Origin of the sequence: Pseudomonas sp. B13(2017) (assembly GCF_002113245.1) — a bacterium.
Classification (GTDB): domain Bacteria; phylum Pseudomonadota; class Gammaproteobacteria; order Pseudomonadales; family Pseudomonadaceae; genus Aquipseudomonas; species Aquipseudomonas putida_Z.
The window spans coordinates 54,211-68,279 of sequence record NZ_NEJX01000018.1 but is presented as its reverse complement, the minus strand read 5'-3'; the positions used below and the strand labels follow the sequence as shown (position 1 = coordinate 68,279).

The following is a 14,069-nucleotide window of genomic DNA, read 5'->3' as shown; positions in this document are numbered from 1 at the left end:
GTTTACCTCGCGTTGCCAACCGGGGATTCCGGCTGCAGCTTCAGGTACAGGTAGAAGAGCACCAGGGTAATCACCACCAGCAGTGCGGCGGCGGCGCTGGCCAGGCCCCAGTTGAGGAACGACTGCACCTGCTGAATGATGAATTCGGGCAGCATCATGTTTTGCGCACCACCCAGCAGGGCCGGGGTGACGTAGTAACCGAGCGACATCACGAACACCATCAGTGCCCCGGAGAACAGCCCCGAGCGGCACAGCGGCAGGAACACCTTCCAGAAATTGGTCCATGGGCTGGCGCCGCAGATCGAGCCGGCCTGCAGCACCATCGGATCGATGGCGTGCATGGTCGCCTGCAGTGGCAGCACGATGAACGGGATCATGATGTAGCTCATGCCGATCACCACGCCGGTCAGGTTGTGCACCATTTCCAGCGGGGCATCGATGATACCCATGGCCATCAACGCCTTGTTGATCACGCCCGAGCTCTGCAGCAGCACCAGCCACGAGTAGGTGCGCGCCAGCAGGCTGGTCCACATCGACAGCAGCACGATGTTCAGCAACCAGCGGCCCCAGCCCTTGGGCACCAGGGTAATTGCCCAGGCCAGCGGGAAGCCCAGCAGCACGCTGATCAGGGTGACCACGCCGGCCACCGAGAAGGTGTTGAACAGCACCCGCGCATAAGCCGAGTTGGCAAACAGCTGCTCGTAGTTGCCCAGGCCCGGCGTTGGCTCCAGCACCCCGCGCAGCAACAGGCCGGCCAGCGGGGCAAAGAAGAACAGGCCAAGGAACAGCAGCGCCGGCAGCAGATTGCGGCTGCCTTTCCAGCGCTGGCTCAGGCTGACGCGGCGGGGGGCCGTTCCCGGGGCGCCGGTGCCCGTGGGGGCACCTTGCGCGTTATGCAGGGCGTTGATGGCGACTTTCATTTGACCAACCACTCATTCCAGCGGGCTGCGATGGCCTGGCCGTTCTTGGCCCAGTAGGCGAAGTCGAGGGTGACCTGGTCCTGGGCGTAGGCGGTCGGCAGGTTCTGCGCGAGGTCTTTGTCCAGCTTGGCCACGCTGTCGACGTTCACCGGCGCGTAGGCAGTCTTGTTGGCGAACTCGGCCTGGCCTTCGGCGCTGCTGGCGTTGGCCAGGAACTTCATGGCGGCGTCCTTGTTCTTGGCACCTTTGGGGATGACCAGGAAGTCGGCCATGACCAGGTTCTGCTTCCAGCTCACGCCCACCGGTGCACCGTCTTGCTGCAGGGCATAGACGCGGCCGTTCCAGAACTGGCCGAGCGAGGCTTCACCCGAGGCCAGCAGTTGCTGCGACTGGGCGCCACCGCCCCACCAGACGATGTCTTTCTTGATGGTGTCGAGCTTCTTGAAGGCGCGGTCCAGGTCCAGCGGGTACAGCTTGTCGGGGGCTACGCCGTCGGCCAGCAGGGCCAGTTCCAGTACGCCCGGGCTGGGCCATTTGTACAGGGCGCGCTTGCCGGGGTAGGTCTTGGTGTCGAACAGTGCGGTCCAGTCCACCGGTTTGTTGGCACCGAGCTTGCCTTCGTTGTAGCCGAGCACGAAGGAGAAGAAGAACGAGCCGACGCCATGGTCGGAGACGAAGCGCGGGTCGATCTTGTCGCGCTTGATCTGGGTGAAATCGAGGGGTTCGAGCAGGCCTTCGCTGGCGGCACGCAGGGCGAAGTCGGCTTCGACGTCGACCACGTCCCACTGCACGTTGCCGCTCTCGACCATGGCCTTGAGCTTGCCGTAGTCGGTAGGGCCGTCCTGGACGACCTTGATATCGGTGGCTTTGGTGAAGGGTGCGGCCCACGCTTCTTTCTGGGCGTCCTGGGTGGTACCGCCCCAGCTGACGAAGTTCAGGCTGTCGGCGGCCTGGGCGGCCTGACATGCCAGGGTCAGCAGGCTGGCGGACAGCACTGCGGTTACACGTTTGCTCAACAGCATGGTTACGCCCTCGTTGCTTTTGTTATTCGAGGCGGGGCTTGTGGTGCGCCCGCCAACAGTGTTCGGGGAGCAGCTAAAACAAAGTGTCTTGTGGCCGTTTTTGATTGTAGGTGCCGGCCTGCAGATTCAAGGTCTACGGGATATCATATTATGGTATTCCAAACTTTTGGCAAGAGGTATGAGGCTACCGGCCATCACTCCATCCTCAGGTCTGGGCACATTGCTTATCGGGGCGATCGATTCGAACAGGGGTCTAAAAGCTTGCGCGGTCTGTGTGGGAGCGGGCGAGCCCGCGAACACGGGCGAAGCCCGTGCAATGCACCGCGGTGTCTGCTTCGCGGGCTCGCCCGCTCCCACAGGGTCCGTATATCAACCTGCAATCCCGGGCTCGAAGGGGATGCTTTGCACGACCTCCAGCTCATACCCCGCCAGCCCCGCGTATTTCAGCGGCGGGCCCAGGTGGCGCAGCTTGCCCACGCCCAGGTCCTGCAGGATCTGCGCGCCTGTACCCACCTCCGAGTACACCTTCGATTGCCCACGCTGGTAAGGCCGCACCGGCTGGGTCAGCTGCGGCACGCGCTCCAGCAGCGCCTGCGAGGACTCATGGTTGGCCAGGATCACCACCACGCCGGCGCCTTCCTCGGCCACTTTCTGCAGCGCCGCCCACAGCGTCCAGTTGGCGGGGCCGGCGTATTCGGCGCCGACCAGGTCGCGCAGCGGGTCGATCACGTGCACCCGCACCAGGGTCGGCTGCTCGCGGCGGATATCGCCCATGACCATGGCCATGTGTACGCCACCTTCGATGCGGTCTTCGTAGGTGACCAGGCGGAAGGTGCCGTGCACGGTCGGCAGTTCGCGTTCGCCGATGCGCTTGATGGTCTGCTCGGTGCTCAGGCGGTAGTGGATGAGGTCGGCGATGGTGCCGATCTTGATGCCATGCCGGGCAGCGAACACCTCCAGGTCCGGGCGACGGGCCATGGTGCCGTCGTCGTTGAGCACTTCGACGATCACCGACGCCGGGGTGAAGCCGGCCAAGCGCGCGATGTCGCAGCCGGCTTCGGTGTGGCCGGCGCGTGTCAGCACCCCGCCTTCGCGGGCGCGCAGGGGGAAGATGTGGCCGGGTTGCACCAGGTCTTCGGGGCGGGCGTCGGGGGCCATGGTCGCCGCTACGGTACGCGCCCGGTCGGCAGCGGAAATACCGGTGGTAACGCCCGTGGCCGCCTCGATCGACACGGTGAAGGCAGTGCTGAACACGCTGCCGTTGGCCGGCACCATCTGCTCCAGGCCCAGGCGTTGGCAGTGATCGTCGGTCAGGGTCAGGCAGATCAGCCCGCGCGCTTCACGGGCCATGAAGTTGATGGCCTGGGCGTCGCAACGCTCGGCGGCGATCAGCAGGTCGCCTTCGTTTTCCCGGTCCTCGTCATCCACCAGCAGGACCATCTTGCCTTGCCGGTAGTCCTCGAGAAGTTCTTCGATGGTGTTGAAAGCCATGTTGCACGCTCACTGTGGTGGGGTGATTATTATGGTATACCATCATACACAAATATCGCCGTAACAGGAGAGCAGCGCATGAAGGCCTATTGGATCGCCCATGTGGACGTGACCGACCCCGAGCAATACCAGCAATACACCCAGCGCGCCCCGGCTGCCTTCAAGGCATTCGGCGGCCGTTTCCTCGCCCGTGGCGGGCGTAGCGAGGCAATGGAAGGGCGGCCTACCCCTCAGCGTAGCGTGGTGATCGAGTTCGATTCGTACGAGCAGGCGCTGGCGTGTTACCGGTCCGAGCTGTACCAGGAGGCTTGCAGCCATCGCCAGGGGGTGGCGAAGGCTGAGGTGATCATCGTCGAAGGGTTCGAGCCCTGAGTGATGGCTGTTGGCCCTATCGCCGGCAAGCCAGCTCCCACAGGTACTGCACAGGTTACAGCTACTGTGCAGCACCTGTGGGAGCAACTGTTTTGTGTTGTCTGTCAGTACCTCTTCGCTGGCAAGCCAGGCTCCTACAGGGACTGCGCATGGCTTCGGTCGATGTGGTCGAGGTGGGAGCTGGCTTGCCGGCGATAGGGCCATTGCTGTCGAAGCAGAAACTCAAGGCATGCCCGGCAATTCATGCGGCCGCAGGTCGAACACCAGCACCTCGGCATCCACCCCGTTGCCCAGCTCCAGCACCTGTTCCTGCCTCACCCGCACCCCATCCCCTTCATTCAGCACTTGCCCATTGAGCTCGATGCTGCCCCGGGCCACATGCACATAGGCATGGCGGTTTTCCGGCAAGGTCAGGGTGGCACGCTCGTCACCGTCGAACAGACCGGCATACACCCGCGCATTCTGCCGTACCTGCAACGACCCCTCGGCGCCATCCGGCGAGATGATCAGGCGCAGCTTGCCGCGCTTTTCCTCGGCACTGAAATGCTGTTGCTGGTAACGCGGCGTTGCGCCTTGCACGTTCGGTACGATCCAGATCTGCAGGAAGTGCACCGGCTGCACCTGGCTGTGGTTGAACTCGCTGTGAGCCACGCCGTGGCCAGCGCTCATCAGTTGCACATCGCCCGGGCGGATCACCGAACCGGTGCCCAGCGTGTCTTTGTGCTCCAGCGCGCCTTCCAGCACGTAGGAGAAAATCTCCATGTCGCGGTGCGGGTGCTGGCCAAAGCCCTTGCCGGGGATGACGCGGTCGTCGTTGATCACCAGCAGGTCCGAGAACCCTTGCTCGTCCGGGTTGCGGTAGTGGCCGAAGGAGAAGGTGTGGAACGATTTCAGCCAGCCATGAAAGGCCAGGCCGCGGTCTTTGGCGTTACGTACGGTCAGCATGACGGGTCTCCTGAACCGGCAGGGCACCAGGCCCTGCCGCATGGGTGGATGAGGTTACTGCAGGTGCACTTTCAGCTCGCCGGCGGCCTGGCGCATGGCCGCTTGCACGGCAGGCACCTGATGCAGCGGGTTCAGCAGCCCGTAGTCATGGATCATGCCGTTGTACCGCACCGAGGTAACGGTCACCCCGGCAGCATTCAGCTTGCGGGCATAAGCCTCACCTTCGTCACGCAGCACATCGAACTCGGCTGTCTGCACCAGCGCAGGTGGCAAGCCTTTCAGCTGTTCACTGCTGGCCCGCAGCGGCGAGGCGTAGATCTGTTCCCGCGCCTTGGCGTCGGTGGTGTAGTTGTCCCAGAACCATTTCATCATCCCGGTGGTCAGGAAATGCCCCTCGGCAAACTGCTTGTACGACGCAGTTTCGAAGCTGGCATCGGTCACCGGCCACAGCAGCAGCTGGAAGCGCAGGGCCGGGGTGCCGGCCTCTTTGGCTTTCAAGGCCACTACTGCCGCCATGTTGCCGCCGACGCTGTTGCCGGCCACGGCCAGGCGCTTGCCGTCCACGCCAATTTCCTTGCCATGCTCGGCCACCCAGCGGGTGGCGGCGTAGGCCTGGTTGATCGCGGTCGGGTAGTGCGCTTCCGGCGATGGGGTGTAGTCGACGTAGACCGCCACTGCGCCAGAGCCAACCACCAGGTCGCGGATCAGCCGCTGGTGGGTCGGGAAATCGCCGAGCACCCAGCCGCCACCGTGGAAGAACATGAACACCGGCAGGTCACCCTTCACGTTGGCCGGGCGCACCACTTGCAGTTTGATCGACTCGCCGTTGGCCTGGATGGTGCGTTCCTTCACCTCGATACCCGAGAGATCGACCTTGACCGAGGCCTGGGCACCGGTCAGCACCGCGCGGGCGTCTTTCGGGCTGAGCTGCTCCAGTGGCTTGCCGCCGCCTTGTTCCAGGGCTTCGAGGAAGGCCTGGGTGTGCTGTTCGATACCCGGGCTGCCAGCGGCGAAGGCGCTGGAAACGGACAGGGCCAGAAGGGAAGCGGTAAGGGTTTTGTGGACAATGTTCATGAGCGAATCCTTTTCTGTTGAATGTTGGTAGTGGGCGTCTTGCCTGGCCTTCAGGGCCATCGCTGCGACTTGTGCGTAGATTAGGGAGATGCGCTGATGGGAAAAAGCCGCTATAAAGCGTTTGACTGTCACCAAGAGCGAGACAATGAACCCTTACGAAGACATGCGCATCTTTGCCCAGGTCATGGAGGCCGGCAGTTTCACCGCTGCGGCCGACCGCCTGGGGATGTCCAAGCAATCGGTCAGCCGGCGCCTGATGCAGCTTGAGGAGCGCCTGGGCGTGCGCCTGCTCAATCGCTCCACCCGGCGCCTGGACGCCACGCCGCTGGGCCAGCACTACTACCAGTCGGCGCTGCGCCTGCTCGGCGAAGTGCAGCAGGTGGAGCACGACATCAGCGGCCAGGCCCAGGCCTTGCGTGGCACCTTGCGCCTGAGTGCGCCGCTGTCGTTCGCCATGGCGCACCTGGGCTGCCTGCTGACCGAGTTCCTGCAGCTGCACCCGCAGGTGGATGTGGAAGTGGACTTGAGCGACCGCGCCGTTGACCTGATCGGCGAGGGCTATGACCTGGCGCTACGGATTGGTGCGCTGGAGGACTCCAGCCTGATTGCGCGGCGCATTGCCAGTGTCGAGCGGGTGTATTGCGCGAGCCCGGCGTACCTGGAAGCGCGGGGCGTGCCGGCCAGGCCGGAGCAGTTGGCTGGGCATGATTGTCTGCCATATGGGCATTCGCGGCAGGTGCAGTGGCAGTTCAGCCAGGGCGGCAAGGCACAGGCGATCCAGGTGGCCGGGCGGATGCGGGCGAACAATGGCGAGCTGCTAAGGGATGCGGCGATTGCCGGGATGGGGGTGACTTATCTGCCAACCTTCATCGTGGGCCAGGCACTGGCGGATGGGCGGCTGGTGACGGTGCTGGATGAGTGGCGGCCGCCGGCGCTGCAGCTGTCGGCGGTGTACCCGCAGCACCGGCAGGTGGCGCGGCCGGTGCAGGGTTTTGTGAACTTCCTGCGCGATCGGTTGGTGCAGCTCTGACCTTCGGTACCGAGTGAGCTTCCTCGCGGGCACGCCCGCTCCCACAGGTACTCCACAGCCCCCAAGCCTTGTGATGACCCTGTGGGAGCGGGCATGCCCGCGAACACCGGCGCAGCCGGTGCCAGCCACCGCGCTGGCTTCTTCGCGGGTGAACCCGCTCCCACAGGTACCCCGCAGCCCCCAGCCCAGTGATGGCCCTGTGGGAGCGGGCGTGCCCGCGAACACCGGCGCAGCCGGTGCCAGCCACCGCGTTGGCTTCTTCGCGGGCCTGCCCGCTGCCACAGGTATGCCACAGCACCCAAGCCCTGTGATGACCCTGTGGGAGCGGGTTTACCCGCGAAGAGGCCGGTGCAGGTCAATGCATCAGTTCATCCACCCCGACCCACCCACCATCGAACTCATCCATGGCATCCAGCACCGCTTCACGGAAATACGCCAGCGACGCCCGATCAAACAGCAACTGCAATGCCGGCCTTTCATCGCTCCCCACATTCAGCACGATCACGTTGATCCGCGCCGCCGAGGTCTGCGCCACCGCCCCAACGGGAAACGCCTGGGCGCGCAAGTCCACCCCGCACAACTTGGCCATCACCGCGCTGCAATACTCCCCCGACAGCTGCAGCCAGGCATGGCTATCCTGGCGCGGCAGCAGGTAGTTGCGCCGGGCATCCTGCACCCACCCGGCCTCTTCGGCAGCCACCCGTGCACCGCCGTCCGCCAGGCTGCCCAACAGCAGGTACTCGGTCTGCGACAAGCGCGCTACCCAGCCACCGTCTTGCTGGCGCACGGCCTGGTTGGGTAGCGACGGCAAGCGGTAGCCACGCGCCTGCAGGCAAGCGGCACTGTCGCCCCCACGAAACCCGACCCGTGCCAGATCGGTCAGGTCAGTCAACGCGCAGTTGTGCAACAGCTCGGCCCGCGGGCTGTGTGGAATAAAAGCTTCAGCTTGCAAACTGGTCATGGCTCAGAGCTCCTGGCGCAGGTTGTCGGGATCGTGGAACGGTAGGGGCACCACCTTGGCATTGACCATCACGCCGCCCTCAACGCGGATCGGGATGTGCATGCCAGGCGTGGCCTGATGGGCACCGGCGTAAGCCAGGCCGATGATCTGCCCCAGGGTTTGCGAGTATTCGCAGGATGTGACGTTGCCGCTGATATCCGCCCCGTCCAGCACCAGATGCCCCTCCAGCGGCTGCGGGCTGCCCTTGGGCAGGGTGAAGCCGACCAGTTTGCGCTTGAGCGGCTGCGCTTCGAGGATCTCGATCGAGCGCTTGCCGACGAAGAATGCCTTCTTGCGGCCGATGGCCCACTGCATGTCGATCTCCGCCGGGTGGGTCATGCCGTCGGTGTCCTGGCTGATGATCACGTGGCCTTTTTCCAGGCGCAGCAGGCGCTGGGTCTCGACGCCGAACGGGCGAATGCCCAACCCCGCGCCGGCCTGCATCAAGGCATCCCACAGGCGCTCGGCGTGGCGCGCCGGCACGTGCACTTCGTAGCCCAGTTCACCCACAAAGCCCACCCGCAGGATGCGCGCGGCAATACCGGCCACTGTGCCCTGGCGTACGCCGAGGTAAGGGAAGGCCTCGGCCGACAGGTCCACATCGTCACATACCTTGGCCAGCACCTGGCGTGACAGCGGCCCGGCCAGGTTGACCGCGGCCAGGGCGGCGGTGACGTTGGTGACGTCCACATCCAGGCGCCATTGCGCGTTCCACTTCAGCATCTGCTGGTAGATGCGGTCGACGCCGCTGGTGGTGGCGGTGACGTAGAAGTGCTGCTCGCCCAGCCGGGCGCACACGCCATCATCGATCACCACGCCGTGCTCGTTGGTCATCAGCGCGTAGCGGGTGCGGCCGATGGCCAGCTTGGCGAAGCCGAAGGTGTAGAGGCGCTCCAGCAGTTCGGCGGCGTCGGGGCCGCGCACATCCAGGCCACCGAGGGTGGAAACGTCGATCAGGCCGACCTTCTCGCGCACATGGCGGGCTTCCTCCTGCATGCAGCGTTCGCGTTCCTCGGGCTTGCCATAATAGGCCGGGCGCTGCCAGATGCCGGCCGGCATCATCTTCGCCCCGGCTTCCAGGTGGCGGCGATGCATTGCTGTTTGCCGGTACGGGTCGAAGGCGCGGCCGGCGACGTGGGCCAGCTTTTCCGCCTGGAACGGAGGGCGGGCGGTGGTCACCCCGGTTTCGCTGATGCTGCGCCCGGTGGCGTGGGCCACCAGGCGGGCGGTCGGCAGCGCCGAGTGGCGGCCTTGGGACGGGCCCATGCCGACCGTGGAAAAGCGCTTGACCAGCTGCACGTCGCGGTAGCCGCTGCGGGTGGCGTTGACGATGTCGCGCACTTGCAGGTCTTCGTCGAAGTCGACGAAATCCTTGCCCTTGGGGTGGGGGAAGATCGGCCAGGGGAAGTTGACCTTGGCTTCGGCACTGAACACGGGCTGCACCGGCGCTTCCAGGCCAAGCGCTGCCAGCGCATCGGCAGCCCCGCGAGTGGCGTCGGCCAGCACATTGCCCAGTGCGTGACGGCCGTTCACCGAGCCGGCGATATCCAGCCCGGCCGGCAGGTTGGTGATGGCGAATTCGTCGCGGTTCACATCGTAGGCCAGCTTGCCGCCAGCCTGGCACAGCAACTGGTACACCGGCATGTAGCCTGCCGACATGCACAGCAGGTCGCAGGCCAGGCGCAGGCCGTGCGGGCCGACCTTGCCCTGGCCGGTGATCGGGCGAATATCCACGCCACTCACGTGGCGCATGCCCGCTTCGTGCAGGGCTTCGTACACGGTGCTGCCCAGGTGCACGGGTATATCGCGGCGCTTCAGTTCGGCGGCCAATGCGGCATCGGCTGGCGCGGCGCGCATGTCGACCACCGCGGCCACCGCCACGCCTTGCTCCTGCAGGTCGAGGGCGGCGAGGTAGCCGTCATCGTGGCCGGTGAGGATTACCGCGCGCTGGCCCGGCTTGACCGCGTACAGCTTCATCAGCCGCTGCGCGGCGCTGGTCAGCATGACCCCCGGCAGGTCGTTGTTGCGGAACACCACCGGCTGGTCGAACGCACCGGCTGCCACCAGGCAGCGGCTGGCGCGCACCTTGTACAGGCGTTTGTGCTGGATCACCGGCAGGTAGTTGTCGGTGAACCAGCCGTTGCAGGTGGCTTCCAGCAGTACCTGGATGTTCGGGTGGCCGTCGACGGCAGCCAGCAGTTCCTGGCGCAGGCCGGTGGCGCGGGTGCCGGCAATGTCGAAGCGGGCGTAGGTGAGCGAGCCGCCAAGCACCGGCTGTTGCTCGATCAGCAACACCTTGGCCCCGGCATTGGCCGCGTCCAGTGCCGCACGCAGGCCCGCCGGGCCAGCGCCGATGACGGCCAGATCGACGAACAGATAGGCCTTGTCGTAGTACTGCGGCTTGAATCCGAGGTCGAGCACGCCGAGGCCAGCCTTCTTGCGGATCAGCGGCTCCCACACCTTCCACATGCCCTTGGGCTTGTAGAACGAGCGGTAATAGAAGCCGACCGGCATGAAGCGCGAAAACTTGCCCAGGTAGGCATCGCGATCGTGCGCCAGGCTACCGTTGAAGTTCTGCCCTTCGACCACCTGGCCATCGCGGGCGGCTTCCAGGTCGGCCAGCACATTGGGCTCGTCCGGCAGCTGCACCAGGGTGTTGGCATCCTGCCCGGCCATGCTCAGCGGGCCGCGCGGGCGGTGGTACTTGAACGAGCGCGACAGCAGCCAGCGGCCGCTGCCGAGCAGGGCGCTGGCGATGCTGTCACCGGCAAAGCCCTGGCAGGCCTGGCCGTCGAACTGGAAGTGCAGGGGCCGCTCGCGGTCGATCAGCAGGCCCATGGGCGCGGGGAGGCGAGTGTGGCTGTTCATCCGGCAATCTCCGGGGTGGCGGCGGGGGTGAAGTCGACGCGGCGGTCGAACAGTTCTTTCGGGTCGAAGGTGCGCAGCACCTGGTCGCTCACCGTGTGGCGTTCGGCCAGGAACCAGTAGCTGGAGGCGTTGTGCAGCCACCACTCGGTCACCACCCCGGCCAGGTTGTCGCTGTTGAACACATAGTCGGCCCATTCGGCGTCGCTGCAGCTGGCCGGGTCGGGCATGTGCCTGAATTCGCCGCCGTAGGTGAACTCGCTGATATTGCGCGGGCCGTTCAAGGGGCAGGTCAGGATCTTCATCGTCGTCGCTCCTTAGTGGCTGGCTGCGGTGGCGCCCATTTCGTTGACTTGCTGGAAGCGGCTGAAGCGCTCCAGGGCAAAGGGTGCAATCAGTTCCGGCACCTTGCCGCCACTGGCGACCAGCTCGGCCATGGTCTTGCCGCAGATCGGCGTGGCCTTGAAACCCCAGGTGCCCCAGCCGGCGTCCAGGTAATAGTTGTGCACCGGCGACAGGCCCATGATCGGGCTGTAGTCCGGTGTCATGTCGGTGATCCCGGCCCATTGGCGCATCAGCTTGGCGTTGGCCATGAACGGGAACATCTCGATGGCGTGGGCCAGCAGGCTTTCCTTGAGGTCGAGGGTGGAGCGGGTGTTGTACAGCGGGTAGGGGTCGGAGCCGCCGCCAAAGACGATCTCGCCACGGCTGGTCTGCTGCACGTAGCAGTGCAGCGCCGACGAGCTGACCAGCGGATCGAGGAACGGCTTGAACGGCTGGGTGACCATGGCCTGCAGCGGGTAGGTATGGATCGGCGCACGGATGCCGGCCTTGGCCATCAGCAGCGAACTGGCCCCGGCCACGGCCTGCACCACGCAACCGCACTGCACGGTGCCACGGTTGGTCTTCACCGCCTCGATGCGCCCGTTGCGGATCAGCAGGTCCTGCACTTCGGTCAGCTGGTGGATCTCGACGCCGCGCTTGGCCGCCTGCCTGGCGTAGCCCCAGGCCACTGCGTCGTGGCGCGCGGTGGCGCCGTCGATGTGCCACAGGCCGGCCAGCACCGGCAGGTGGCCCGGGTCCAGGTTCAGGCTGGGCACCAGTTCGCGGATCTGCTGGCGGTCGATCATTTCCGTGCGGCCACCGAAATGCTTGTTGACCTCGGCGCGCTGGCGGAACGCGCGCACGGTGGCGTCGGTATGCGCCAGGGTGAGCTGACCGCGCTCGGAATACATGATGTTGAAGTCGAACTCGTTCGACAGGTTCTGGAACATGCGCACCGATTCTGCGTAAAAGCGCACACCCTCACTGGTGAGGTAGTTGGAGCGGATCACCGCGGTATTGCGCGCGGTGTTGCCGCCACCGAGATAGGCCTTTTCCAGCACGGCGACATTGGTAATGCCGTGGTACTTGGCCAGGTAGTAGGCGATGGCCACGCCGTGGCCGCCGCCGCCGATGATCACCACGTCATAGCGTGGCTTGAGTTCGCACGGTGGTGGCAGGTCGACCTCCACCGGGTAGTCGGCGCTCAGGCCGTATTTCAGCAGGGCGAAAGGCATAGGGTGCGCTCCTGGTGGGCGGCCTGTTGCTGCAGGTCGAGGGCGAGCAGGGTGTTTTTCATCAGGTAGGCGATGGTCATCAGGCCGACCCCGCCGGGCACCGGGGTGATGCCGGCCACCTGGGGCAGGGCGGCGGCGAAGTCGACATCGCCGACCAGGCGGCTGTGGCCGCCTTCGTCGATGCGGTTGATACCGACATCGATCACCACCGCGCCGGGCTTGAGCCAGTCGGCACCGATCAGCCGCGGCTTGCCCACTGCGGCCACCAGGATGTCGGCCTGGCGGCACAACGCCGGCAGGTCGCGGCTGCGCGAGTGCACCACGGTCACCGTGCAGTCGGCCTGCAGCAGCAGGGCGGCCATGGGCTTGCCGACGATGTTCGAGCGGCCGACCACCACCGCATGCTTGCCGCGCAGCTCGCCACAGGCATCGCGCAGCAGGCGCATGCAGCCGCTGGGCGTGCACGGGGTGAGCACATCGCGGCCCTGGGCCAGGCCGCCGACGTTCTCGCTGTGGAAACCGTCCACATCCTTCAGTGGGCTGATCGCCTGGAGAATGCGGTGTTCGTCGATATGGGCCGGCAACGGCAGTTGCACGAGGATGCCGTTGACCTCGGCGTCGCGGTTGAGGCGCTCGATCAGGGCCAGCAGCTCGGCCTGGCTGGTGTCGGCAGGCAGGCGATGCTCCAGCGAGCGGATGCCCACCTCTTCGGCACGCAGCACCTTGTTGCGCACATACACCTGGCTGGCAGCGTCGGCGCCGACCAGCACCACCGCCAGGCCCGGCTGCACGCCGCCCTGGCGCAGTTCCTGCACCTGCTCGCGTACCTCGGCCAGCACCCGCGCCGCGGTGGCCTTGCCGTCGATCAGCTTGATACCGGGAATGGCGTTCATTTGAAGATCACCGTGCGGTCGTGGTTCAGGAACACCCGGTGCTCAAGGTGGTATTTCACGGCGCGGGACAGGGCGATGGTCTCGGTGTCGCGGCCGATGGCCACCAGGTCGTCCGGTGCGTAGGCATGGTCCACGCGCTGCACTTCCTGCTCGATGATCGGGCCTTCGTCGAGGTCGCTGGTGACGTAGTGGGCGGTGGCGCCGATCAGCTTCACCCCGCGCTGGTAGGCCTGGTGGTAGGGCTTGGCGCCTTTGAAACCGGGCAGGAACGAATGGTGGATGTTGATCGCCCGGCCCGACAGCTGGCGGCACAGGTCGTCGGAGAGGATCTGCATGTAGCGCGCCAGCACCACCAGTTCGGTGCCGGTGTCCTCGACGATGCGCAGCAGCGCGGCTTCCTGTTCGGCCTTGGTGTCCTTGCTGACCGGCAGGTAGACGAAACGGATGCCTTGGCGCTCGGCCATCGGGCGCAGGTCCAAGTGGTTGGAGACCACGGCGGTGATCTGCATGTCCAGCTCGCCCTTGGCATGCCGGTAAAGCAAGTCGGACAGACAGTGGTCGAACTTGCTCACCATCAGCAGCACGCGCATTGGCCGGGCACTGCTGTGCAGGCTCCACTGCATGTCGAAGCGCTGGGCGACATCGGCAAAGCCGGCTTCCAGCTGCGGTGTGTCACCCGTGACACCGGTGTTGTAGCGGAACACCGCGCGCATGAAGAAGCGCCCGTTGTCCTCGTCGTCGAACTGCGCCATCTCGCTGATGTAGCAACCGTGCTCGGCCAGGTAGGTGGTCACCGCGGCGACGATGCCGGACACGGCCGGGCAGCTGACGCGCAGGATGAAGTGATCGGGAGCGGGATGCATGTCGGATAGGCCTCGTGATGGAGTGGGGCAGGTCG

13 protein-coding genes are annotated in these 14,069 nt (G+C 65.5%); 2 read left to right on the top strand and 11 right to left on the bottom strand.

Translation table 11 applies throughout. From position 1 onward, the window contains the following. Window positions 1-2: 2 nt before the first annotated feature. From CAG44_RS21225 to ribBA, 3 genes are all read right to left on the bottom strand, one after another. The gene (locus CAG44_RS21225) at window positions 3-920 is read right to left on the bottom strand and encodes an ABC transporter permease (RefSeq protein ID WP_015270844.1); all 918 of its coding nucleotides are present in this window, start codon (window positions 918-920) and stop codon (window positions 3-5) included. Beyond that, the gene (locus CAG44_RS21220) at window positions 917-1,942 is read right to left on the bottom strand and encodes an ABC transporter substrate-binding protein (protein ID WP_025339643.1); all 1,026 of its coding nucleotides are present in this window, start codon (window positions 1,940-1,942) and stop codon (window positions 917-919) included. The genes CAG44_RS21225 and CAG44_RS21220 overlap by 4 nt, the downstream gene beginning before the upstream one ends. A gap of 369 nt (window positions 1,943-2,311) precedes the next feature. Beyond that, window positions 2,312-3,433 carry a bifunctional 3,4-dihydroxy-2-butanone-4-phosphate synthase/GTP cyclohydrolase II gene (gene ribBA / locus CAG44_RS21215; RefSeq protein WP_085692930.1) on the bottom strand — a complete coding sequence of 374 codons (1,122 nt, stop codon included), beginning with the start codon at window positions 3,431-3,433 and terminating at the stop codon, window positions 2,312-2,314. Between the two features lie 78 nt (window positions 3,434-3,511). Here ribBA and CAG44_RS21210 point away from each other — a divergent pair, with 78 nt between their 5' ends. Continuing rightward, window positions 3,512-3,805: a DUF1330 domain-containing protein gene (locus tag CAG44_RS21210; RefSeq protein WP_025339641.1), complete on the top strand. Its 294-nt coding sequence runs from the start codon at window positions 3,512-3,514 to the stop codon at window positions 3,803-3,805. Window positions 3,806-4,027: 222 nt separating this feature from the next. Here the strand turns inward: CAG44_RS21210 and CAG44_RS21205 are convergent, their stop codons facing one another. Beyond that, a complete protein-coding gene (locus CAG44_RS21205) occupies window positions 4,028-4,750 on the bottom strand; it encodes a pirin family protein (protein ID WP_085692929.1) in 723 nt (240 codons plus the stop codon). Between the two features lie 54 nt (window positions 4,751-4,804). After that, window positions 4,805-5,824: an alpha/beta hydrolase gene (locus CAG44_RS21200; RefSeq protein ID WP_024087356.1), complete on the bottom strand. Its 1,020-nt coding sequence runs from the start codon at window positions 5,822-5,824 to the stop codon at window positions 4,805-4,807. Between the two features lie 145 nt (window positions 5,825-5,969). Here CAG44_RS21200 and CAG44_RS21195 point away from each other — a divergent pair, with 145 nt between their 5' ends. Continuing rightward, window positions 5,970-6,854 (top strand): LysR family transcriptional regulator, encoded by an 885-nt coding sequence (locus CAG44_RS21195; protein ID WP_085615154.1) that lies wholly within the window; start codon window positions 5,970-5,972, stop codon window positions 6,852-6,854. A 355-nt stretch (window positions 6,855-7,209) separates the two neighbouring features. Here CAG44_RS21195 and CAG44_RS21185 read toward each other — a convergent pair whose 3' ends face one another. The 6 genes from CAG44_RS21185 to purU are packed head-to-tail and all read right to left on the bottom strand — an operon-like array spanning window position 7,210 to window position 14,034. After that, a complete protein-coding gene (locus CAG44_RS21185; RefSeq protein WP_085590969.1) occupies window positions 7,210-7,815 on the bottom strand; it encodes a sarcosine oxidase in 606 nt (201 codons plus the stop codon). Window positions 7,816-7,818: 3 nt separating this feature from the next. Further along, window positions 7,819-10,722 carry a 2Fe-2S iron-sulfur cluster-binding protein gene (locus CAG44_RS21180; RefSeq protein WP_085692928.1) on the bottom strand — a complete coding sequence of 968 codons (2,904 nt, stop codon included), beginning with the start codon at window positions 10,720-10,722 and terminating at the stop codon, window positions 7,819-7,821. Then, the gene (locus tag CAG44_RS21175) at window positions 10,719-11,024 is read right to left on the bottom strand and encodes a sarcosine oxidase subunit delta (RefSeq protein ID WP_075044863.1); all 306 of its coding nucleotides are present in this window, start codon (window positions 11,022-11,024) and stop codon (window positions 10,719-10,721) included. Before CAG44_RS21175 ends, CAG44_RS21180 begins: the two co-directional genes overlap by 4 nt. 12 nt (window positions 11,025-11,036) lie before the next feature. Continuing rightward, complete coding sequence (locus CAG44_RS21170) at window positions 11,037-12,278, bottom strand: FAD-dependent oxidoreductase (RefSeq protein ID WP_085590973.1); 1,242 nt, start codon at window positions 12,276-12,278, stop codon at window positions 11,037-11,039. Further along, window positions 12,260-13,171, bottom strand: coding sequence for a bifunctional methylenetetrahydrofolate dehydrogenase/methenyltetrahydrofolate cyclohydrolase FolD (gene folD, locus CAG44_RS21165; RefSeq protein WP_085692927.1), 912 nt, complete (start codon window positions 13,169-13,171; stop codon window positions 12,260-12,262). The genes CAG44_RS21170 and folD overlap by 19 nt, the downstream gene beginning before the upstream one ends. After that, on the bottom strand, window positions 13,168-14,034 hold the full coding sequence (gene purU, locus CAG44_RS21160; RefSeq protein WP_013973142.1) for a formyltetrahydrofolate deformylase: 867 nt from the start codon (window positions 14,032-14,034) through the stop codon (window positions 13,168-13,170). The genes folD and purU overlap by 4 nt, the downstream gene beginning before the upstream one ends. Between the last annotated feature and the right edge of the window lie 35 nt (window positions 14,035-14,069).